The organism is Streptomyces pratensis (genome assembly GCF_037137275.1).
Taxonomy (GTDB): domain Bacteria; phylum Actinomycetota; class Actinomycetes; order Streptomycetales; family Streptomycetaceae; genus Streptomyces; species Streptomyces pratensis_B.
On sequence record NZ_JBBBEN010000045.1, the window covers coordinates 21,240 to 42,319 of the forward strand.

Here is a 21,080-nt window from a genome sequence, read left to right on the forward strand (position 1 = left end):
TGTCGGGTTCCGGGGAAGCTCACTCGTTGGCCGCACGCGGCCGGTCCTCGTCGTCGTACTGGTCGAAGAGCGGGGTCCTGCCGCGGTCGCGGGTGCGGCGGGACTGGTTGGTGCGCTGGCGCGGCGCGGGGTCGACCGCGGGCGCGGTCGGGTGCGACGTGCCCGTCTGGGTGGGCTCGGCCGTGCTGGAGCGGGCCGCGCTCCAGGTCTCCGGGTCGCCGACCTCGACGCCGCCCGTGGCCCGGGGAGCGACGGGGGCGGTGACGTAGGTGGGCAGCGGTACGGGGACGGGCTCCCAGCTGTCCCCCTGGACCCGGCCGCGCTCACGCTGCTGGTCCACCCACTCCGCGTGGTCCGTCTGCTCGACGAGGGCGCGACGGCCGGCCTCCTGGGGGGAGACGACGGGGGTGGGCTCCGGCTCCGGGTGGTGCGCCTCGGCGTCCTCGTCGGCCTCGGCGGGGGCGGGGGCCGCGGGCTGGTGCCTGCGGGGCCTGTTCTCCCGCAGCCGTTGCGCCGCGGCCTCGGCCCGCCGACGGTCCATCGTGAAGGCGAACCGCCGGCGCTCCTGGGTCCGCAGATGCACGATGTACGTGCTCAGCAGCACGGCCGGCACCGCCGGGGCCCACAGGAATCCGAGACCGCCGACCGCCGCGACGATCGCCCCGAGGGTGAAGGCCAGGAAAAGGACGATGGTGGTCCGCCTGCGTCGCGCCAGGACCTGGGAGCGCTGGGCCCGTCGGGCCCGCTCGGCGTCGGCCGTGCCGGAGCGGGGGCGCCGCGGGGCCCCGGGCCCCGGTACGGCGACCCGCTCGCCGGGCCGGTGCTCCGGCGCCGGGTGGCCGGCGGACTGGGGCGCCGGCGGCCGATGGGCGTGCGCCGGAGGGTCGGAAGCCGGGGGGCCCGAGCTGCGACCGGGAGCGTGCGCCGGGTCGCGCAACCTGGCTTCCGTGTGCGCCGGAGGCGCGGCGAAGGCCCGGACGTCCACGGATTCCATACGGTCCGTTTCCCTGTCCGGGTCGACGTCGGGCGCCGCCTCCTGCGCGGTGCGCTCCCGCAGCTCCCTGGCGTACCGGCGCTCCATCGCCGCCCGTCCGGACAGCAGCCGGATGGCGGTGCTGAAGCGTTCCGTCGGACGGGCCTCGTTGAGCTCGTCCTGCCTGCGGAGCCACATCGGCACCAAGTAGGCGGCCCAGGCCCCGACAATGACTGCGTAGATCAGGCCGCTGCTGCTCACGCTCACACCGTAGAGGGGTTTGCACGGAAGACTCCGCCAATTGGCCCGGTGTGTCGCACGATCCGGCCGATATTGCGGCCATTTTTTCCGACTGGTCGGATCAACAACGGAGACCAGTGCGGCCCATTGCCGTCACTCGGCGATCAAATTCGAACATTTATTTTATTTCCTCGGGAGGTCCGGGGCTGCGCTCCGGCGCCGGACGCGACCGGCGCCAGCGGCGGAGCATCCCGTCGGGCACCTCCTCCGCGGTGAGGGCGTAGATCAGGTGATCCCGCCAGTCCCCGTCGATATGGAGATAGCGCGGGCGCACGCCCTCCGAACGGAATCCGAGTTTCTCCACGACCCTGCGGCTGGGCGCGTTCTCCGGGCGAATACAGACCTCCACCCGGTGCAGACCCACCGTGCGGAAGCAGTGGTCCACGGTGAGCGCCACGGCCGTCGGCATGACCCCGCGCCCCGCGACGCCGCGGTCCACCCAGTAGCCGATGTGGCCGGAGCACATCGACCCCCAGGTGATGCCCGCGACCGTGAGCTGGCCCACCAGCCGGCCCTCGTACTCGATGGCGAACGGCAGCATCCGCCCCGCGTGCGCCTCGGCGCGCAGGTGGCGGACCATCTGCCGGTACGTGGGGCGCTGCGCCACCGGGCCGCCGGGCGCGGGCGGCGGGACGGTGGCCTCCCAGGGGCGCAGCCAATCGCGGTTGCGCCGGTTGACCTCCCGCCATGCGCGCTGGTCGCGCATCTTCATCGGGCGCAGGACGATCTCGCCGTCCGTCAGCGTCACCGGCCAGGTCGCGTTGTTCAGCTCGGGCTCCCCGGCCGGGGGTGGTCGCCGCCGCGGAGCTGGTCGACGGCGTGCACCAGGAGCCGTCCGAGGACCGCGAGCCCGTCGCGCACCCCGCCGGTGGACCCGGGGAGGTTGACGATCAGGGTGCGGTCCGCGACGCCCGCCAGGCCTCGGGAGAGCGCGGCGGTGGGGACCGTGGCGAGGCCCTCGGCCCGGATCGCCTCCGGGATGCCGGGGATCTCGTGGTCGAGGACGCGGCGGGTGGCCTCGGGCGTGGCGTCGGTGGGCGAGATGCCCGTACCGCCGGTGGTGACGATCACGTCGTATCCGGCGGCCACTCCGGCGCGCAGGGCCGCCTCGACCGGGTCGCCGTCGGGCACGACCTGTGGGCCGTCGACCGTGAAGCCGAGGCCGGCGAGGGCTTCGGCGATCAACGGGCCGCCCTTGTCCGCGTACACCCCGGCCGACGCCCGGTTGGAGGCGGTGACGACGAGAGCGCGGTAGGCCGCCGGGGGCCCGGAGGGCCGCTGTTCGCCGCCGGGGGCCTGAGGCTCGGGCGGCGTCACGTGTCCGTGCCCTCGGGTGCGGTGCGCCGGTAGTCGCCGGACTTGCCGCCCGACTTGGCCTCGACGCGTACGTCGGTGATGACCGCGCTCTTGTCGACCGCCTTGACCATGTCGATCACGGTCAGGGCCGCCACCGACACGGCGGTCAGGGCTTCCATCTCGACGCCGGTGCGGTCCGTCGTCCTCACCGTGGCCGTGATCTCCACCGCGTCGTCGGCGACCCTCAGGTCGACCTGCACGCCGGAGACGGCCAGCGGATGGCAGAGCGGGATCAGGTCCGGGGTGCGCTTGGCCCCCATGATCCCGGCGATCCGGGCGGTCGCGAGGGCGTCGCCCTTGGGGACCCCCTCGCCGCGCAACAGCTCGATCACGCGCGGCGAGACGAGCACCCGGCCTCCGGCGCGGGCGACGCGGGTGGTGACGTCCTTCTCCGACACGTCGACCATGCGGGCCGCGCCCGCCTCGTCGATGTGCGTCAGCTTGTTCTGCGTACTCAACTCACTCCGCCTAGCGGTAGGGGCGCCGGCTGACCTCGGGCCGGAGGGGGACCCCCGGAAGGCACGGCGGCAGATACCGTACCGCCACCGGGCGGCGGTCAGCGGAGGAGGATCACGTCCGTCTCCGTGCCGGGCTCGACCGACGTGACGTCCTCGGGCACCACGATCAGCGCGTCCGCCTGCGCGAGCGCGGCCACAAGATGCGATCCGGAGCCGCCCACCGGGGCGACCGTGCCCGCCTTCGCGTCATACGTGCCGCGCAGGAACTGGCGGCGGCCCTCCGGCGAGGTGAGGGCCTTGTCGGCGCTCAGCCGGGCGCGGGCCGTGGGGCGGCGCACCTCGGGCAGACCCATCAGGGCCCGGATGGCGGGACGGACGAACAGCTCGAAGGAGACGTAACTGGAGACGGGGTTGCCCGGCAGGGCGAGCAGCGGGGTGTGGTCCGGGCCGATCGAGCCGAACCCCTGGGGCTTGCCCGGCTGCATGGCGATCGTGCGGAACTCGACCCCGCCGCCCGGTTCGTCCTCGTCCCCGGCGAAGGACAGCGCCTCCTTGACCACGTCGTACGCGCCGACGCTGACGCCGCCCGTGGTGACGAGGATGTCCGCGCGGATCAGCTGGTCCTCGATCGTGGCGCGCAGCGTCTCGGCGTCGTCGGCCACCGCTCCGACCCGGTAGGCGATGGCTCCGGCCTCCCGGGCGGCAGCCGTCAGCGCGAAGCTGTTGGAGTCGTAGATCTGTCCGGGCGTCAGCTCCTCGCCGGGCTGGACCAGTTCGCTGCCGGTGGACAGGACGACCACCCGGGGGCGGGGCCGCACGACCACCGTCGAGCAGCCGATCGCCGCGAGCAGCCCGATCTGCGGGGGGCCGACGACCGACCCGGCGCGCAGGGCCAGATCGCCCGGCTCGACGTCGCTGCCGCGTTTGCGCACATGGGCTCCGGCCGTGACCGAGCGGTGGACGCGCACCTCTCCGGCCGCGCCCTCCGGCGCGTCGCTGTGGGCGCGCATGGCGGCGGCCGGGCCCTCGCCCGTGCCGCCGTCGGTCCATTCGACCGGGACCACGGCCTCCGCGCCGGGGGGCAGCGGCGCGCCCGTCATGATGCGGGCGGCCTGCCCCGGCCCCACGGCCTGGCCGTCGGCGAGCCCCGCGCTGCCCGCGGCGACGTCGCCGATGACGGTCAGCACCGCGGGGAACTCCTCGTCCGCGCCCTCGACGTCGGCGATCCGGACCGCGTAGCCGTCCATGGAGCTGTTGTCGAAGGGCGGCAGGGCCACCTCCACGACGACGTCCTCCACCAGGACGCACCCCAGGGCCTCTGGCAGTTGCAGCTCGATGGGTTCGAGCGGCCTCACCGCGGCGAGGATGTCGTCCAGGTGCTCTTCCACCGACCAGATCGTGCTGCTCACGGGGTTACATCTCCTCGGTGACGTACTTGCGCAGCCAGGTCCGGAAGTCCGGTCCCAGGTCCTCACGTTCGCACGCCAGTCTGACAATGGCGCGCAGGTAGTCACTGCGGTCGCCGGTGTCATAGCGGCGGCCCTTGAAGACGACGCCGTGCACCGGCCCGCCGATCTTCTCGTCCGCGGCGAGCAGCTGGAGCGCGTCGGTGAGCTGGATCTCGCCGCCGCGGCCCGGCTGGGTGTGTCGCAGTATGCCGAAGACCGCGGGGTCCAGGACGTACCGGCCGATGATGGCGAGGTTGCTCGGGGCGTCGGCCGGGTCCGGCTTCTCGACCAGGTCGGTGACGCGGACGACGTCGCCGTCCACCGTGGCGTCCGCCGCGGCGCAGCCGTAGAGGTGGACCTGCGAGGGTTCGACCTCCATCAGCGCGATGACGCTGCCGCCCTCGCGCTCCTGGACCTCCACCATCCGGGCCAGCAGCGCGTCGCGCGGGTCGATCAGGTCGTCGCCGAGCAGCACGGCGAAGGGCTGGTCCCCCACGTGCGGGGCCGCGCACAGCACGGCGTGACCGAGGCCGCGCGGGTCGCCCTGGCGCACGTAGTGCATGGTGGCCAGATCGCTGGACTGCTGCACCTTGGCGAGGCGTTCGGCGTCGCCCTTGCGGGTGAGCGCGGACTCCAGCTCGTAGTTGCGGTCGAAATGGTCCTCAAGGGGACGCTTGTTGCGGCCGGTGATCATCAGGACGTCGGAGAGGCCCGCGGCGACGGCCTCCTCGACGACATACTGGATGGCCGGCTTGTCGACGACAGGCAGCATCTCTTTGGGAGTGGCCTTCGTGGCGGGCAGGAATCGGGTCCCGAGACCTGCTGCCGGGATGACGGCCTTGCTGATCCTGGAGGGCGACTGAGTCATGCGCTGAACCCTAACGGGTGCCCACGCTCGGAAGATGATATTCCGGTTAACTTTGCCCCCATATATGCCCATACGAGAAGGGTGCGAGCCCCCCTTGAACACCGACAAGTCCGGAAAGGCGGCCGCGAAGGCCGTCCTGCGCGGCGAACTGCTCGCCGCGCGTGCCCTCCTGACGAAGGAGGACGTCGCGAAAGCCGCCGCGGCCCTGTCCTCCTCCGCCCTGCGCCTGCCCCGGCTGGCGGACGCCCGTACGGTCGCCGCGTATGTCTCCGTGGGGCGCGAACCCGGCACCCGCGCCCTGCTGGACGCGTTGCGCGGGCGCGGCGTGCGGGTGCTGCTGCCGGTGCTCCTGCCCGACAACGACCTGGACTGGGCGGTCTACGAGGGCGCGGAGCGCCTGCTGCCCGCCGGGCGGGGCCTCCTTGAGCCGGCGGGCCCGCGCCTGGGGCCCGCCGCCGTCCTGGACGCCGACGCGGTGCTGCTGCCCGGCCTGGCGGCGGACGGGGCCGGGATGCGGCTGGGGCGGGGCGGCGGCAGCTACGACCGGGTGCTGGCCCGGTTGATGGCGGCCGGGGCGCATCCAGCGCTCATCGTGCTGCTGTACGACGACGAGGTGGTCGCCCGGGTCCCCGCGGAACCGCACGACCACCCCGTGGACGCCGTGGTCACTCCGGCCGGAGCGCGGAGCTTCGGCAGGTGAGAGCCGGGCCCCTCAGGGGTGGGCCCCAGTCGGCGGGCCGGACTCTCACGGGGTGAGCTTCAGCGTGTCGACGGTGGACTCGGCGACCGCGTCGGGCCCGAAGGGCCAGTCGAGCAGTTCGCCCTCGACCCACTTGTCGGTCTGATCGGTGTAGTGCGCGCTGAACGCGTGCCCGGAGGCCCCGGAGAGGTTGATCCAGCGGGACTTGTCCCAGTCCCCCACGTTGACGACCATGCGCATCGACGGCACCCAGACCACCTCGTAGCCGCCCGCCGCGTTCCAACCGGTGGCGTTGACCGCCGCCTCACCGCCGCCGAGGTTCCAGGGGCCGCGGTTGAGGGCCCGCTGGAGCAGGTCGGGCCCCTCCGTGCCGAGGGTCTGGTTCTTCAGCGTCAGCTGGTGCAGTCGGCCCCAGCTCCAGGTGGAGATGTTCTTGCCGAGCTTGGCGGTCAGCTCCCAGCGGGCGTCCTCCATCGCACGGGCGAAGAGGTCGTCCCGGCTCTCCAGAGCGTCCTCACGACCCCGGGCGGGCGCCTTCCACCACGCGTTCTCCTGGTCGTCGACGATGTCGCGGACCACCGTGAACCAGCGGTCCCCGCCGTCGGGCTGCGCGGAGTCCTTGGCGCGCTGCCCGCACTCGCGCACGAGCTTCTTCTGCTCGTCGACCGGGCCGCTGTTCCTGGCCGGCGGCACGTTGATGCAGTCGCCCTTGACCCGCAGCTCCTTGGGGAGCTTGTCACCGAAGGCGAGCTTGAGGATGTTGCGCCAGACGCCGTTGAAGTACGCGGCGGCGGCCGAGTCGGGCTCCTGGGTGTAGTCCCAGCCCTCCAGCAGCTTCTGGGCCTCGCGCACGCTGGGCTCGGAGATGTTGATCTTCAGCAGTTCGGGCACCAGCAGCGCGCCGATCTCGCTGGTGTTGTCCATCTGCATCTTCTGCATGTCGTCGGTCGAGATCTTCTCGCCACGCTCGATCTTGTTGGCGAGGAGGTCGTTGATCCGCTGACTGCGGGTGCCGTAACCCCAGTCCTTGGTGAGCAGGTGGGGGTAGTCGCTCTCGTCGATGACGGCCTGGTTCGCGGTGACGATGTAGCCGCGCTTCGGGTTGTACTCGTAGGGCAGCTCGTCGAAGGGGATGTACCCCTCCCACGCGAACCGCGGGTCCCAGCCCGGCGCGGGCGCCGTTCCGTCGTAGCCCTCGGAGCGGACCGGGATCTTCCCCGGCGCCTGATAGCCGATGTTGCCCTCGGTGTCGGCGTAGACGAGGTTCTGCGAGGGCACCTCGAAGTGCTCTGCGGCCGCCCGGAAGCCGGCGAAGTCCTTGGCCCGGTTGAGCGCGAAGACCGCGTCCATGGACTTGCCGGGCTCCAGCGCGGTCCACTTCAGCGCCACCGCGTACCCGTCGGCACGGTCCGGCGCGGCGTTGGCGACGGGGGCCTTCTGGCCGACCTTCTCCAGCTCCTTGCTGCGGTCGGAGACGAGGGGCCCGTTGTTCGTCGCGCGGACGGTGATCTTCCGGTCCTTGCCGCCGGCGACCTTGATGGTCTCCTCGCGGGTCGTGAACGACCTGGTCTTGCCGTCGTACAGGTAGCCGTCCGCGGAGACCTTCTCCAGGAAGAGGTCGGTGACGTCCGCGCCCAGGTTGGTGAGGCCCCAGGCGATGTCCTGGTTGTGGCCGATGATCACCCCGGGCATCCCGGAGAACGTGTAGCCCGCCGTGTCGTACTGACACGTCTCGGACAGCTCCCGGCAGTGCAGGCCCATCTGGTACCAGAGCGAGGGCAGCATCGGCGCGAGGTGCGGGTCGTTGGCCAGCAGCGCCTTGCCGGTCGTCGTGTGACCACCGTCGACGACCCAGGAGTTCGACCCGATGCCGTTGCCGTTGGGGCCGAGCAGCGCCGGGATCGCGTCGAGGGTGTCGGAGAGGGCGGCGAGCTGGGTGTTCAGGCCCTCGGCAGCGCCCGCGGGGGTGGTCGAGCCGAGCGTGTCGGACGGTTCTGCCTCCGGGTCGAACTCCCCGGTGACCGGGGAGACCGCCCCGCGGTCGACGATCGGCTTGTGCTGCTCGTACGGGTACTCGGGGTACAGGTCCTCGATCTGGTCCTTGTCGAGACGGCTGGTCAGCAGCGAACGGTCGATCTCGTCCTGCATGTTGCCGCGCAGGTCCCAGGCCATCGCCTTGAGCCAGGCCACCGAGTCGACCGGGGTCCACGCGCCGGGCTTGTAGTCGTTGGTGAGCCCCAGTGCCGCGTACTCGACCGAGATGTCCCGGCCTTCCTTGCCCTTCAGATACGCGTTGACGCCCTCCGCGTACGACTGGAGGTTCTTCTTGGTGCTCTCGTCCAGGACCTCGTCGTACTCCTTCTGCGCCACCTCGCGCCAGCCGAGGGTGCGCAGGAAGGAGTCGGTCTCCACCTGTCCGGAGCCGAACATCTCGGAGAGCCGGCCGGACGTCATGTGCCGCCGGACGTCCATCTCCCAGAAGCGGTCCTGGGCCTGGACGAAGCCCTGGGCGCGGAAGAGGTCGGCGTCGGAGTCGGCGTAGATCTGCGGAATCCCGTAGGAGTCGCGCTTGACCTCGACGTCGCCGGAGAGGCCGTCGAGAGTGAGCGACCCGCTGGTCTGCGGGTACGAGGCCCGGACGGTGAACACGGACCAGTACGCCCCGTACCCGACACCCGCGACGAGCGCCAGCACCAGGACGAGCACGATCAGGCGGGCGCGTCGCCCCTTCTTCCTGCCGGACTTCTTCGCGTCGGAAGGGCCGGAAGAGTCGGTTGTGTTGGCGGGCATCGCTGTCCTTCGAGGGGCAGGGTGGTCCTGGGAGTGCAGGAGCAACCATAGGCGCAGCCGGGAAGCCACTCGGACGCGGTATGGAGATGCATCCATTTGCGTCCTGTTCGCACGAACACGCGAAGGCGTCAAGGAACCGTAAAAGATTAGGTAAGGTAACGAAGTAACTGGCTGCCGGAGGACGATCCGGCAGGCGCACGCAGGGAAGGATCGGACCCTGACTGTCGACGCGCTCAACGAACTCCTGCTCGCCTGCTCGCTCGTCCTGCTCGTGGCCGTGGCGGCGGTGCGGATCTCCTCACGCAGCGGGCTCCCCAGCCTGCTGCTGTACCTCGGCATCGGGATCGCCCTCGGGCAGGACGGTATCTTCGACGTCCAGTTCGACAACGCCGAGCTGACACAGGTGATCGGTTACGCCGCGCTGGTCGTGATCCTGGCCGAGGGCGGACTCGGGGCGCAGTGGAAAGAGGTCCGGCCCGTCCTGCCCGCCGCCCTGGTGGTCTCGACCCTCGGCGTCGGCATCAGCGTGGGCGTCACCGCCTCCGCCGCGCACTACCTCGTCGGACTGGAATGGCGCCAGGCCCTCATCATCGGCGCGGTCGTCTCCTCGACGGACGCCGCGGCCGTCTTCTCCGTCCTGCGCAGAGTGCCGCTGCCGCCCCGGGTCACCGGCCTCCTGGAAGCCGAGTCCGGCTTCAACGACGCCCCCGTGGTCATCCTGGTCGTCGCGTTCTCCACGATCGGCCCGGTCGACCACTGGTACGTCCTGATCGGCCAGATCGCCCTGCAACTGGCCATCGGGGCGGCCATCGGCGTCACAGTGGGCTGGCTGGGGTCGCTCGGATTGCGGCACGTGGCGCTGCCCGCCTCCGGCCTCTACCCGATCGCCGTGATGGCCATCGCCGTGTCCGCGTACGCGGCCGGGGCCCTGGCCGACGGCAGCGGGTTCCTCGCCGTCTACCTGGCCGCGATGGTCCTCGGCAACTCCAAGCTGCCGCACTGGGCCGCCACCCGCGGTTTCGCCGACGGGCTGGGCTGGCTCGCCCAGATCGGCATGTTCGTGCTGCTCGGCCTGTTGGTCACCCCGCACGACCTGGTCGAGGACTTCTGGCCCGCCATCATCGTGGGTCTGGTGCTGACCGTGGTGGCGCGGCCGCTGTCGGTCTTCCTGAGCCTCCTGCCGTTCCGGCTGCCGGCGCGCGAGAAGGTCCTCATGTCCTGGGCCGGGCTGCGCGGGGCGGTGCCCATCATCCTGGCGACCATTCCGATGGTGTCCGGTATTCAGGGCAGCACCCGGATCTTCAACATCGTCTTCGTCCTGGTCATCGTCTACACACTGATCCAGGGCCCGACCCTGCCCTGGGTCGGAAGAAAGCTGAACATCGCCGACGACCCGTCCGAGGCCGCCGACCTGGGCATCGAGTCCGCGCCGCTGGAGCGGCTGCGCGGACACCTGCTGTCCGTCGGGGTCCCCGCGAAGTCCAAGATGCACGGGGTCGAGATCGGCGAGCTGCGGCTCCCCGCGGGCGCGGCGGTCACGCTGGTGGTCCGGGACGGGCAGAGCTTCGTCCCTTCGCCGACGACGGTGCTGCGACGCGGGGACGAACTGCTGGTGGTCGCCACCGACCCGGTGCGCGACGCGGCGGAGGCCCGGCTGCGGGCGGTCGGCGCCGGCGGCAAGCTGGCCGGCTGGCTGGGCACGGCCGGACCCGGGGCCCCGGGCGGCGCGGGTGCGCCGGGGGCCGGGGGCAGGTCCGGCCTCCCCCAGGCGATGAAGCTGGCCAAGAAACTGGGCGGCGGCCGGCACGACGACGACCACGGCCCAGGCCGCGGCGGCACGGGCGAGGGCCGTGGCGGGACGAAGACCCGCTCCTGAGGCGCGCGTCGTACCCGGCAGGCGGCGGGCGCCAAGACGGTGCCCCACAGGTCATGGCGCAGGCGTCCCGCCGGGTACGCGTCGCACATCACAGGCCCGTACGGGGCTCCTGTACGCATTCGCAGGCGCACGGCGCTCTTTCGCCTGTAGCATGAAGGTAAACCTGATCGACCAACTCTGTCTGAAGCAGAGCTGGCGCGACCGTATGGCGGTCGTGGTGCCTCTTCGCCCGGCGTCTCCTCGCCGATGGCAGCGAGTCGCCCGGCATCTACCGCAGTTCCGCGCGAAGAGGACAGCTCTCGGCCGCTTCCGTTCGGCCCGCCCCACAAGGGCGCCGGGAAGCAGGGCTACCAGGCGGCAGAAAGGCAAGGACCGTGGCGACCACGGTCTCCGACCGCCCCGGTTACGGGCGGCTGCTGCGTACCCCTGGTGCGTGGACCTTCCTCCTCCCGGGCTTCGCCGCACGGCAGCCCTTCGCGATGCTCACCATCGGCATCGTCCTCCTCGTCCAGCACACCACCGGCTCCTACGGCAGCGCGGGCGCCGTGGCGGCGGCCTCCGGCGTCTCCATGGCGCTGTTCGCCCCGCAGAGCGGCAAGCTCGCCGACCGGTTCGGCCAGCGCTCCGTCCTGCTGCCCGGGGTGCTCCTGCACGCCGCCTCCGTCGGCGCGCTGACGGCGTTGGCCCTGGCGGACGCGCCCCTGTGGGCGCTGTTCGCCGCCGCGGTGCCGACCGGCGCCTCGATCCCCCAGGTCGGCCCGATGGTGCGGGCCCGCTGGGCGTCGGTCCTGGGAGCGACCCCGGACCGGCCCGCCTCCCCGCTGATGTCCACAGCCGCCGCGTTCGAGTCCGTGACGGACGAGTTCACGTTCGTCCTGGGCCCCGTGATCGCGACGGCCCTGTGCGCCGGCGTGCACCCGGCGGCCGGCCTGATCGCGGAAGCGGCCCTCACCCTGGTCGGCGGCCTGCTCTTCGCCGCCCAGCGCGCCACCCAGCCCGCCCCCCGCAGCGCCGCGACCGCGGCCGAACCGCACGCCTCCGCGCTCTCCGTGCCGGGCGTGCGCGTCCTGGCCGTCGCGTTCCTGGGCATCGGGGCGGTCTTCGGCGGCATGCAGGTCTCCCTGACCGCGTTCTCCGAGGAGATCGGCCACCCCGGGGTGAACGGTCTGCTCTACGGCGTCTTCGCGGCGGGCAACATGCTGGCGGGCATCGCCTTCGGCGCCATCGCCTGGAAGAGCACCCCGCGCCGCCGGCTGCTCGTCGGATACGTGGCGCTGGCCCTGACCGCGTCGGGCCTGTGGGCCGTGCACTCGGTGCCGCTGCTGGCCGGACTCGGCCTGCTGGTCGGCCTGTGCATCGCTCCGGCGATGATCAGCGGCTACACCCTCGTCGACGCGCTGGTCCCCGCCACCGCCCGCACGGAGGCCTTCACCTGGCTGACGGGCGCGGTGGCGCTCGGCCAGGCGGCGGCCGTGACCGTGGCGGGGCAACTCGCCGACGCCCACGGCGCGAGCACCGGATTCCTGGTGCCGCTGGCCGCCACGGCGCTGGCCCTGGCGACCCTGCTGGCCCTGCGCTCACGGCTCACGCCGAAGGCCTCGAAAGGGGCGGCGGCACGTGGGATCGGTCACCGCGAGCCGGTGACAGTGGACTGATTCCTCGGAATACGTCAGTATGGAGCGTCGTTAGCACTCATTGAGTGAGAGTGCCAGGAGGAGCAAGTGCCGACCTATCAGTATCAGTGCACCGAGTGCGGCGAAGGCCTTGAGGCGGTGCAGAAGTTCACCGATGATGCCCTGACCGTGTGCCCGAGCTGCGACGGACGCCTGAAGAAGGTGTTCTCCGCGGTCGGCATCGTCTTCAAGGGTTCCGGTTTCTACCGGAACGACAGCCGCGGCTCGTCGTCGAGCAGCACACCCGTGCCGTCGACCGCGAAGTCGTCCGACTCCGCATCGTCCTCGTCGTCGGGTGCGGACGCGAAGGCGAGCGCTTCGTCGGCGTCCTCGTCGACCGCCTCCTCCTCGAAGCCCGCCGCCGCGCCGGCCTCGTCGAGCGGCACGTCAGCCGCCTGAGCTCCCTACGCATCACCGGACCCCGCCGACCCGATCGGCGGGGTCCGCGTGCGTTCCACCGCCCGCACTCCCCCGGATACGGTGACCGCATGGACGCACATACGGATACGAGCTCCGGTACGGCTACATCAGCCGCCGAGGGCGCCGAGGGGCACGCGGAGATCGGTGTCATCGGAGGCTCGGGCTTCTACTCCTTCCTGGAGGACGTCACCGAACTCCCGGTGGACACGCCTTACGGAAAGCCCAGCGACTCCGTCTTCCTCGGCGAGATCGGCGGCCGCCGAGTGGCCTTCCTCCCCCGCCACGGCCGGGGCCACCATCTGCCCCCGCACCGCATCAACTACCGGGCCAACCTGTGGGCCCTGCGCTCCGTCGGAGTGCGCCAGGTCCTGGGACCGTGCGCGGTCGGCGGGCTGCGGCCGGAGTACGGGCCGGGCACGCTGCTCGTCCCCGACCAGCTGGTGGACCGCACCAAGAACCGGGTGCAGACGTACTACGACGGGGAGACCCGGGCCGACGGGGCCGTACCCAACGTCGTCCATCTGGGATTCGCCGACCCCTACTGCCCCGAGGGCCGCAAGGCGGCGCTCGCCGCGGCCCGCGGGCACGGCTGGGACCCGGTGGACGGCGGCACCCTGGTGGTGGTCGAGGGCCCCCGTTTCTCCACCCGGGCGGAATCACGCTGGCACGCGGCGATGGGCTGGTCGGTCGTGGGCATGACCGGGCATCCGGAGGCGGTGCTCGCCCGCGAGCTGGGCCTCTGCTACACCACCCTGACCCTGGTCACCGATCTGGACGCAGGGGCGGAGGCGGGCGAGGGCGTCTCGCACGAGGAGGTGCTCCAGGTGTTCGCGGCCAACGTGGACCGGCTGCGCACGGTGCTGTTCGACGCGGTGACGGGGCTGCCGAGGACCGAGACCCGCAACTGCACCTGCGCGCACTCGCTGGACGGCATCGAGACGGGGATCGCGCTGCCGTAGCGGCCGCCGTGTGCGGAGCGGGGGCGCCGGCAGAGCGCGAACCGCGCGCCCTGCGGGGGTTTTTCACCGGAACGGGTGGCGAAGTTGTCCACAGTTCCGGAGCTGTCCACAGGGCCCGGCGGGATCTGTGCGAGCGGAGGAAAGTGAGGGGAGTCCGGCCGGAACACTCCGGCCGGGCTCCCCTTTCCCGTGCGCGCGTCTCGCCCGATTCCAGGTGGTGCCATGAATCCGTTCCTCCACTCCGCGCCCCACGCCCCCACCACTCCGTGCCCTCCTACCGCCCCCGGTGGCTCTCCCCGTTCCGTGGACCGGAGCCGGTCGCCTCACCAACCTCCCGCCCCGGTGCCCGCACCGTGCGGAGTCGGCCCGTTCGCCCCCCTGAGAGTGCGGGGCGGGGGTGCTGACCGGCTGCGGCGGACGCTCCTGCGGCAGCGGCGCGCGGCGGCCACGGCACTCGCACTGGCAGGCGCCGTTCTCGCCACCGCGGGGCTGGCCGGCGGGGCAGAGGGAGAAGCCGCCGCCCCGGACCCACCGCCGGGTGCGGATCGCGGCTCGGTGCGGCTGGTCTCCGCGCCGGTCCGGATCGCGGACGCGGAGACGGTACGGCTGTTGCGGCCGGGAGACCGGGTCGATGTGATCGCGGTCGGGGCCCCGGGCGAGGACGCCCACGTCGTGGCCCGGGGAGCGCGCGTGACGGAGATGCCGCGAGTGCCCGCGGACGCCCGCGGCCCCGGGCGGGGCCCGGCCGCCACGGGCCTCGCGTACGAGGGTGCGGACGGTGCGGACCGGGGGGCGGGGGCCCTGGTGATGCTGTCCGTGGAGCGTTCGACGGCCACGGCGCTGCTCGGCGCCGGGACGTCGGGGCGACTTGCCGTGGCGGTGTCCGATGCGAACTGACGTGCTCTCACCTCGCCCAGGAGGAGGAGCGGACTGGACAGTGCCGCCTTCCCCCGCCTTGGGTGACGGAGCAGTCCGCTCCCGTCCCCGCGCACGCGAAGGAAGGCTCACCTGTGGGCGAGAAGAAGGCCAGTCGGCTGGAGGGCTTCAAGGCCTTCCTGACGCGTGGAAACGTGATCGACCTCGCGGTGGCCGTCGTCATCGGTGCGGCGTTCACCAACATCGTGAACGCGGTCGTCAAGGGCGTGATCAACCCGTTGGTCGGCGCGTTCGGCACCCGGGATCTGGCGGAGTACAGCTCCTGCCTCCAGGGCCCGTGCACGACGGACCCGGAGACCGGGCAGAGGGGCGGGATCGAGATCCTGTGGGGCTCGGTGCTCAGTGCCGCCCTCAGCTTCCTGATCACGGCCGCGGTCGTGTACTTCCTGATGGTGCTGCCGATGGCCAGGTACCTGGCCGGGCGGGCGGCCGCGCAGGCCGCAGAGGAGGGCGTTCGGGAGACGCTGGAGGTGAGCGAACTGGAGGTGCTGAAGGAGATCCGCGACGTCCTCGTAGCGCAGCGCACCGGCGGACCGGTCGGCTCGGGCGAGGCCTCCGGAGGAAGTGGCGGGGCCGCCCCTGGGCGGGGCGAGGAGCGGTAGCCCTTCGGCCATCCCCTCAGATGTGGTGGGGCGGCTTCTCGTCCAGGAAGCGCGAGAGGTCGGCGGCGCCGCCGCTGGCAGGAGCCCGCTCGCCCCACCCCTGGTCCGTGTCGTCCGCGGACCGCCGGTCCAGCGGATCGTCGAAGACCAGAACCGGCTTGGGCTTCGGTTCCTTCGGCAGCTGCTCTGCCGGCTGCTGCCGCTTCGCATCGCGCGGGCGGGGGGCGGGGGCGGCGCTCATGCCTCCAGGGTACGGCGGCACGAGGCCGATCGGGGACCACAGAGGCCGCCGGGGCGGCCGGGGCGGCGGGGGCCTTCAGGCCCTGCGGGGCCCCGGGCGGCCGTCAGCGGTCCTTCGGGTCGATGAGCCACAGACCCAGCACGGCCAGGAACGACAGACAGAGGAAGCCTGCCCCCCACCACGCCGTCCCCGTGCTGCCCTCCATCCACGCGTCGGTCAGCACGGTCAGCCCCCACAGCTGGCCGATGACGACGGTCATGGCCAGGACGAGGCGGGCGGTCAGCTTCGAGGAGCGCTCGGGCTCCTGGTCGGTGCCCGCTCCGGGGCCGGGGCCGGTGTGCCGGACGCGGGGGTCCCCGTAACCACTGGTGGGGCGGATCTGCGGATACCGCTCATGGACCGGCCGGTTCAACGCGGGGTCGGCGCTGCCGGGGTGGTAGGTCGGGTAGTGGCTGCCCGGGGGCGGCAGCGGCTGTTCGGGGCGCCCGGATTCGCTCATGTCCGCCTGTCTCCCTTCCCGGCGGGCGCGGGCCCCTCTGCGGTTCCCGGCCCCGGCCCGGCGGCGGCGCCGACCGGTCCGCGGCCCGGCGCCCTGCCCTGCGGCGGGCCTTCGGCGGCCCGGGACCGTGCCCGCGCGGCCCGGGGCGGTGACTCGGCTCCGCCGCCGATGTCGGGGCAGCCGATACGGGCGGCGAGGTCCGGCCGCTCACCGCCGAGCTGGCGGCAGAGGCCCTCCTCGACGCTCTCGCCGGAGCGGGTGGTCCCCACGGCCCAGACACTGCCGTCGTCCTGCTCGATGACCACGACCTTGGGCAGCCCGCGCGGGGGCGGCCCCGCGGTGACCTCGCCGGAGCGGGCGTCGAAGACGCCCTCGTGGCAGGGGCAGTACAGCTCGCCCTCCGTGCCGCGGTCCTTGCGCCACAGCACGGCGCAGGCCAGATGGGTGCAGACGGCGGAGTAGCCGACGAGCGTGCCGTCGTCGAGGCGGACGGCGACGGCCCGGTCCTCCTCGCCCGGGTAGCGGAAGGCGACGGACTCGCCGGGCAGCAGACGCGGGGTGATGCGTTTCGCCTCGGGGGCCCGCCCCTCCTCGTCGTCGCCATGGCGGTGCAGGATTCCCGCGGCCACGCCGACGCCGCCGACGGCGAGGCCGCCGGAGACGGTGGTGACGATGCGGAGGTAGTCCCGCCGGGTGGTGAGGGAGTCGGCGGCGATCCGGTCCTGGAGCGCCGCGCGCGGGTCTCCTGTGCCGGGGCGTTCATCGCCCGGCTGCTGCTCGGTGACGCTCATCGGCGGACGTCCTTCCCGTTGATCTCGACGACGGGCAGACCGCCGGGCACCGGCCACTGGACGCGTTCGGCGGGGACGACCATGGCCACGCCGGTTCGGACCTCGGTCTCGCCGAAGACGAAGGTGTCGGCGACCTGGACGCCGGGGCGCTCGGCCTGGAGTTCCTCGACGGTCCCGTAGAAGAGCGCTCCGGTCGGGCAGACGGTGGCGCACATGGGGGCCAGGCCGTAGGCGGTGCGGTCGTAGCAGAGGTTGCACTTCATCTGCAGCTTCGCCTGGAGGTCGATCTTCGGTACGCCGAAGGGGCAGGCGTTGACGCAGTTGGCGCAGCCGATGCAGCGGGTGGTGTCGGCCTGCTGCACTACGCCGTCGGCGGTCACGAGGATCGCGTCGGCGGGGCAGACCTCGGCGCACGGGGCGACCGGGTCCTCACAGTGCATGCAGACCGTCGGGAGGGAGGCGACGGAGTGGCCCTCGTCGGTGTAGTCGAGGTGGATCATCGACTTTCCGCGGTGCGAGTCGCATTCGCGGCAGGCGGAGACACAGGCCTGGCAGCCGATGCAGCGCCCCGGGTCGATGAAGATCGTTCTGCCCATCACGGGGCGTCAGCTCCTTTCCGAGGTGCCACGGCCCTGGGGGGCCGTGGGGGGCAGCGGATCGGTTCGGGAGACCTGGGTCTGCGGGTAGGCGACATGGCCGGGAGCGACCGGTGGGGCGGGGACCTCGTCGATCCGCTCGGCGTGCTCGACGCGGCAGGCGCACACCTTGTACTCGGGGATCTTGGAGCGGGGGTCGAGGGCGTCGATGGTGAGGGCGTTGGCCGCGGTGGGAACGGGCCAGTGGTAGGGGACGAACACGGTGTCGGGGCGGATCGCCTCGGTGACCAGGGCGGGGAAGACCTCACTGCCGCGCCGGGTGACGACGCGCACGGGCTCGCCGTTGCAAAAGCCGTGCGAGGGGTGGATCTCGACCCAGGGCCGGGGGGTCTGCTCGACGAGGGCGCCGAGCCGGCGGGTCTGGTTGCCGGAGAGGAAGTGGGCGACGGTGCGGCCGGTGGTCAGCGACATGGGGTGGTCGTCGTCGTACGGGTCCATCGGCGGGTGCCATGCGACGGCCTGGAGGTGGATCTTGCCGTCGGGGTGGGAGGTCTTCCCGTCCTCGAAGAGCCGGGGGGTGCCGGGGTGGTCGGTGGAGGGGCAGGGCCAGGCGATGCCGCCGGTCTCCTCCAGCCGTTCGTAGGTGATGCCGTAGTAGTCGTTGACGGTCCCGGCGGAGGCGACGCGCAGCTCGTCGAAGACCGACCGGGAGTCGGGGAAGTCGAACTTGTCCCCGGCGCCGAGGCGGCGGGCGAGCTCGCACATCACCCAGGTGTCGGTCCGGACGCCGGGGGGCGGGTCCTGGGCCTTGTTGTGCTTGACCACACGGGCTTCGGCGTTGGCCATCACCCCTTCGTCCTCGGCCCAGGTGGTGACGGGGAAGACGACGTGCGCGTTGGCCGCGGTCTCGGAGAGGAAGAAGTCGAACTGGGCGTGGAACTCGATGGCGTCGTACCCCTCCTTGACCACCCGGTAGTTGGGCAGGGAGACGAAGGGGTTGTTGCAGATCCCGATCAGCCCGCGGATCTCGCGGCGCTGCATCTGCCAGACCATTTCCATCATGGAGGTCCCGGCGGGTGGGAGTTCGGTCTCCTCGATGCCCCAGATCTCGCAGATCTGGCGGCGGTGCTCCTCGTTGGCGATGGAGCGGCCGCCGGGCAGCAGGTCGGACTTCTGGCCGTGTTCGCGGCCGCCCTGCCCGTTGCCCTGGCCGGTGAGGGTGCCGTATCCGGCCCCGGGCCTGCCGATGTGGCCGGTGGCCGTGCAGAGGTTGATCACGGAGAGGCAGTTCTCGACGCCCTGCGAGTGGTGCTCGATACCGCGGGCGTGCCAGGCCATGGCCCTGGGCGCGCGGGCGAAGGCCCGGGCCACCTGGACGATCTGCTCGGCGGGGACCCCGCAGATCGCGGCGGCGCGGGAGGGCGGGTACTCGGCGGCCTTGGCCTTGACCTCCTCCCAGCCGGTGGCGTGGGCGGCGAGGAAGTTCTCGTCGGTGAGCCCCTCCTCGATGACGACGTGCAGGACGGAGGTGAAGAAGGCGGAGTCGGTGCCGGGCTTGAGGGCGACGTGGATGTCGGCGGTCCGGGCGATGGCGGTCTCGCGCGGGTCGATGACGATGAGGCTCGCCCCCCGGTCGCGCGCTCCCCAGACGTACTGGGTCATCACGGGGAAGCATTCGCCGACGTTGGAGCCCGCGATGAGCAGGCAGTCGGTGAGGAGGATGTCGGAGAAGGGGTTGCCGGCGCGGTCGATGCCGAAGGCGAGTTTGTTGGCGCCCGCGGCGCTGACCATGCACAGGCGGCCGTTGTAGTCGACGTGCCGGGTCTTGAGGGCGACGCGGGCGAACTTGCCCACCAGGTACGTCTTCTCGGAGAACAGGCTCGCGCCGCCGAGGAGCCCGAAGGCGTCCTTGCCGTGGGCCTGCTGGATGCGTTCGACCTCGGAGACGGTGAAGTCGAGCGCCTCGTCCCAGGACACCTCGCGGAACTCCTCTTCACGGGAGCGGCGCATCAGCGGGGAGGTGAGCCGGTCGGGGTGGTTGACCTGCTGATAGGCGTTGATGCCCTTGGGGCAGAGGCGCATCCGGTTGATGTCGTGGTTGCGGGGTTCGACGCCGAAGACCTTGCCGCCGCGGTCGACGCGCAGATACATCCCGCACTGGACGCCGCAGAAGCAGCAGTGGGTGGGCACGAGCGTCTCGCCGTTCTGGTCGGCGTGCCACTGGTCGGCCGGGATGCCGCCGGCGTCCCGGAAGGCGCGGGCGCCGGGCGGGGCCAGGGAGGGGTCGAGGGGGATGAACGTACGGCGATCGGCGGCAGCTCGTGGACGGGCGGTCACTTGAAGCCCTTCTTCACATGCGAGAGGTAGGCGGTGCCGCGCAGCACCCGCTTGCAGCGGGGGCAGTACTCGGCCCAGGCGTCGAAGTCGAGGCGGAGGTCGCGCATGGTGCCGCGCAGGTTCTCGACGTAGGGCCCGGTGTCGATGGGCTCTCCGCAGCGGCGGCAGGCGAACACCTCGTCGTCCTTGCGGCCGGTGTACTTGAACAGCTGCATGCCGACCGCGGCCGGGCGCTGGACGATGTGGAAGAACTTGCCGAACGGGATGTAGATGAGGGTGAAGACCACCGACGCCATGTGGAGGATCGCCAGGAACTGGTAGCCGCCGCCGTGCAGGAAGATCGAGGAGAAGGTGAGCAGCAGACCCGTCACGGAGATGACGATCAGCGCGATCAGCGGGAGGAGGTCGTAGGCGAAGCGCTGGCCGGTGACGGCGCCGCGGTCCTTCATCCGTCGCCACAGGAAGTAGGAGGCGCCGGGGATGACGAGCACGGCGGCGATGTCCAGGCCGTGGAACATCAGCCAGCCGAGGAGGCTGAGCGAGTCGAATCCGAGGATCTTGACGCCCCACATCCGCATCTCGTAGCCGGGACCCGAGCCGCTGCCGGAGGTGAAGGTGAACCATCCCCAGGTGAGCGGGAAGGTGATCAGGGCGGCGAGTACGCAGCCCCAGAAGATGAGCTGGTGGGCGGCCCACCGGGCGTGGGAACGAGCGCCGAGGAACTTCTGGAAGCCCAGGTAGGTGGCGGCCATCCTCGGCAGGGCGGTGGGGGCGCCGCGGAAGTTCTCGAGGGAGAAGAGGCTGCGCCGGCCCTCGATGAACAGGCGCCGGGCGCCGGGGGCGGAGATCCACACGGTGTAGCGGTAGGCGACGCCGAAGGCGAGGAAGACCGTGGCCACGGCGTACGGGAGGAGGGCCGAGTCGAAGTTGTGCAGCATGCGGCTGCCGAACACGATCGCCAGGACCAGCAGTCCGGAGGCGGCCGCTCCCGCGAGCGTGGCCCGGGTGGTGACGGACCGGGGGCCGGAGGGAGTGGATGAGGCGCCCGCCGGCGCGCCGGGGGCGGGGGGCTCGACGTCGGCGGAGGCTTCTGATGGCTCGGTCACCCGGCCACCGTAGGACGATTGGTGGCTTTTGGTCCGCTTTGGGCGGCGAGAGGGTGTGTGCGTCGCTCGGACAGTCGCAGGGGTTTCCCCTGAAACGGCTCGCGGGTTCCGCGCGAGGGCGCCCGGGGCGCCGCCGTTCGCAGGTACGTTC

At 72.1% G+C, this 21,080-nt stretch carries 20 protein-coding genes; 7 read left to right on the top strand and 13 right to left on the bottom strand.

Going from position 1 to position 21,080, the window contains the following annotated elements; translation table 11 throughout:
• Nucleotides 1-19: 19 nt before the first annotated feature.
• The 6 genes from sepX to galU form a co-directional block, all read right to left on the bottom strand.
• A complete protein-coding gene (gene sepX / locus V9U70_RS00610) occupies nucleotides 20-1,234 on the bottom strand; it encodes a divisome protein SepX/GlpR (RefSeq protein ID WP_336672399.1) in 1,215 nt (404 codons plus the stop codon).
• Nucleotides 1,235-1,391: 157 nt separating this feature from the next.
• Nucleotides 1,392-2,021 carry a GNAT family N-acetyltransferase gene (locus V9U70_RS00615; RefSeq protein WP_336672400.1) on the bottom strand — a complete coding sequence of 210 codons (630 nt, stop codon included), beginning with the start codon at nucleotides 2,019-2,021 and terminating at the stop codon, nucleotides 1,392-1,394.
• A 17-nt stretch (nucleotides 2,022-2,038) separates the two neighbouring features.
• Nucleotides 2,039-2,590 carry a MogA/MoaB family molybdenum cofactor biosynthesis protein gene (locus V9U70_RS00620; RefSeq protein ID WP_336672401.1) on the bottom strand — a complete coding sequence of 184 codons (552 nt, stop codon included), beginning with the start codon at nucleotides 2,588-2,590 and terminating at the stop codon, nucleotides 2,039-2,041.
• Nucleotides 2,587-3,087, bottom strand: a complete 501-nt coding sequence (moaC, locus tag V9U70_RS00625) for a cyclic pyranopterin monophosphate synthase MoaC (protein ID WP_336672402.1) — start codon at nucleotides 3,085-3,087, stop codon at nucleotides 2,587-2,589. Before moaC ends, V9U70_RS00620 begins: the two co-directional genes overlap by 4 nt.
• A gap of 98 nt (nucleotides 3,088-3,185) precedes the next feature.
• Entirely contained in the window at nucleotides 3,186-4,496 is a 1,311-nt protein-coding gene (gene glp, locus V9U70_RS00630; protein WP_336672403.1) for a molybdotransferase-like divisome protein Glp, read from the bottom strand.
• A 4-nt stretch (nucleotides 4,497-4,500) separates the two neighbouring features.
• On the bottom strand, nucleotides 4,501-5,403 hold the full coding sequence (gene galU / locus V9U70_RS00635; RefSeq protein WP_336672404.1) for a UTP--glucose-1-phosphate uridylyltransferase GalU: 903 nt from the start codon (nucleotides 5,401-5,403) through the stop codon (nucleotides 4,501-4,503).
• Between the two features lie 94 nt (nucleotides 5,404-5,497).
• Between galU and V9U70_RS00640 the strand changes: the two genes are divergently transcribed.
• A complete protein-coding gene (locus tag V9U70_RS00640; RefSeq protein ID WP_336672405.1) occupies nucleotides 5,498-6,103 on the top strand; it encodes a 5-formyltetrahydrofolate cyclo-ligase in 606 nt (201 codons plus the stop codon).
• Between the two features lie 45 nt (nucleotides 6,104-6,148).
• On the opposite strand, the gene V9U70_RS00645 is transcribed toward V9U70_RS00640, so the two are convergent.
• On the bottom strand, nucleotides 6,149-8,893 hold the full coding sequence (locus V9U70_RS00645) for a penicillin acylase family protein (RefSeq protein ID WP_336672406.1): 2,745 nt from the start codon (nucleotides 8,891-8,893) through the stop codon (nucleotides 6,149-6,151).
• A gap of 277 nt (nucleotides 8,894-9,170) precedes the next feature.
• On the opposite strand from V9U70_RS00645, the gene V9U70_RS00650 reads away from it, so the two are divergent.
• The 6 genes from V9U70_RS00650 (at nucleotide 9,171) to V9U70_RS00675 (ending at nucleotide 15,359) form a co-directional block, all read left to right on the top strand.
• Entirely contained in the window at nucleotides 9,171-10,769 is a 1,599-nt protein-coding gene (locus V9U70_RS00650; protein ID WP_419723912.1) for a potassium/proton antiporter, read from the top strand.
• Nucleotides 10,770-11,143: 374 nt separating this feature from the next.
• On the top strand, nucleotides 11,144-12,424 hold the full coding sequence (locus tag V9U70_RS00655; RefSeq protein WP_336672407.1) for an MFS transporter: 1,281 nt from the start codon (nucleotides 11,144-11,146) through the stop codon (nucleotides 12,422-12,424).
• A gap of 66 nt (nucleotides 12,425-12,490) precedes the next feature.
• Entirely contained in the window at nucleotides 12,491-12,841 is a 351-nt protein-coding gene (locus V9U70_RS00660) for an FmdB family zinc ribbon protein (protein ID WP_336672408.1), read from the top strand.
• 89 nt (nucleotides 12,842-12,930) lie between these two features.
• Nucleotides 12,931-13,821, top strand: coding sequence for an S-methyl-5'-thioadenosine phosphorylase (locus V9U70_RS00665; protein ID WP_336672409.1), 891 nt, complete (start codon nucleotides 12,931-12,933; stop codon nucleotides 13,819-13,821).
• Between the two features lie 384 nt (nucleotides 13,822-14,205).
• Complete coding sequence (locus V9U70_RS00670; protein WP_419723913.1) at nucleotides 14,206-14,718, top strand: hypothetical protein; 513 nt, start codon at nucleotides 14,206-14,208, stop codon at nucleotides 14,716-14,718.
• Nucleotides 14,719-14,831: 113 nt separating this feature from the next.
• Nucleotides 14,832-15,359: a large conductance mechanosensitive channel protein MscL gene (locus V9U70_RS00675; RefSeq protein WP_336672411.1), complete on the top strand. Its 528-nt coding sequence runs from the start codon at nucleotides 14,832-14,834 to the stop codon at nucleotides 15,357-15,359.
• A 16-nt stretch (nucleotides 15,360-15,375) separates the two neighbouring features.
• Here the strand turns inward: V9U70_RS00675 and V9U70_RS00680 are convergent, their stop codons facing one another.
• From V9U70_RS00680 to V9U70_RS00705, 6 genes are all read right to left on the bottom strand, one after another.
• On the bottom strand, nucleotides 15,376-15,600 hold the full coding sequence (locus tag V9U70_RS00680) for a hypothetical protein (RefSeq protein ID WP_336672412.1): 225 nt from the start codon (nucleotides 15,598-15,600) through the stop codon (nucleotides 15,376-15,378).
• Nucleotides 15,601-15,703: 103 nt separating this feature from the next.
• Nucleotides 15,704-16,099 (bottom strand): hypothetical protein, encoded by a 396-nt coding sequence (locus V9U70_RS00685; RefSeq protein WP_336672413.1) that lies wholly within the window; start codon nucleotides 16,097-16,099, stop codon nucleotides 15,704-15,706.
• Nucleotides 16,096-16,890, bottom strand: coding sequence for a Rieske (2Fe-2S) protein (locus tag V9U70_RS00690; RefSeq protein WP_336672414.1), 795 nt, complete (start codon nucleotides 16,888-16,890; stop codon nucleotides 16,096-16,098). Before V9U70_RS00690 ends, V9U70_RS00685 begins: the two co-directional genes overlap by 4 nt.
• Entirely contained in the window at nucleotides 16,887-17,489 is a 603-nt protein-coding gene (locus tag V9U70_RS00695; protein ID WP_336672415.1) for a 4Fe-4S dicluster domain-containing protein, read from the bottom strand. Before V9U70_RS00695 ends, V9U70_RS00690 begins: the two co-directional genes overlap by 4 nt.
• A 6-nt stretch (nucleotides 17,490-17,495) precedes the next feature.
• On the bottom strand, nucleotides 17,496-19,823 hold the full coding sequence (locus tag V9U70_RS00700; RefSeq protein ID WP_336672416.1) for a molybdopterin oxidoreductase family protein: 2,328 nt from the start codon (nucleotides 19,821-19,823) through the stop codon (nucleotides 17,496-17,498).
• Nucleotides 19,820-20,929 carry an MFS transporter gene (locus V9U70_RS00705; protein ID WP_336672417.1) on the bottom strand — a complete coding sequence of 370 codons (1,110 nt, stop codon included), beginning with the start codon at nucleotides 20,927-20,929 and terminating at the stop codon, nucleotides 19,820-19,822. The genes V9U70_RS00700 and V9U70_RS00705 overlap by 4 nt, the downstream gene beginning before the upstream one ends.
• Nucleotides 20,930-21,080 lie beyond the last annotated feature (151 nt).

Excerpts from the sequence above, each read along its gene's own strand:
- V9U70_RS00690 (WP_336672414.1), bottom strand. The coding sequence starts at position 16,890 with ATGAGCGTCACCGAGCAGCAGCCGGGCGATGAACGCCCCGGCACAGGA.
- galU (WP_336672404.1), bottom strand. The coding sequence starts at position 5,403 with ATGACTCAGTCGCCCTCCAGGATCAGCAAGGCCGTCATCCCGGCAGCA.
- V9U70_RS00645 (WP_336672406.1), bottom strand. The coding sequence starts at position 8,893 with ATGCCCGCCAACACAACCGACTCTTCCGGCCCTTCCGACGCGAAGAAG.
- V9U70_RS00685 (WP_336672413.1), bottom strand. The coding sequence starts at position 16,099 with ATGAGCGAATCCGGGCGCCCCGAACAGCCGCTGCCGCCCCCGGGCAGC.
- V9U70_RS00680 (WP_336672412.1), bottom strand. The coding sequence starts at position 15,600 with ATGAGCGCCGCCCCCGCCCCCCGCCCGCGCGATGCGAAGCGGCAGCAG.
- V9U70_RS00665 (WP_336672409.1), top strand. The coding sequence starts at position 12,931 with ATGGACGCACATACGGATACGAGCTCCGGTACGGCTACATCAGCCGCC.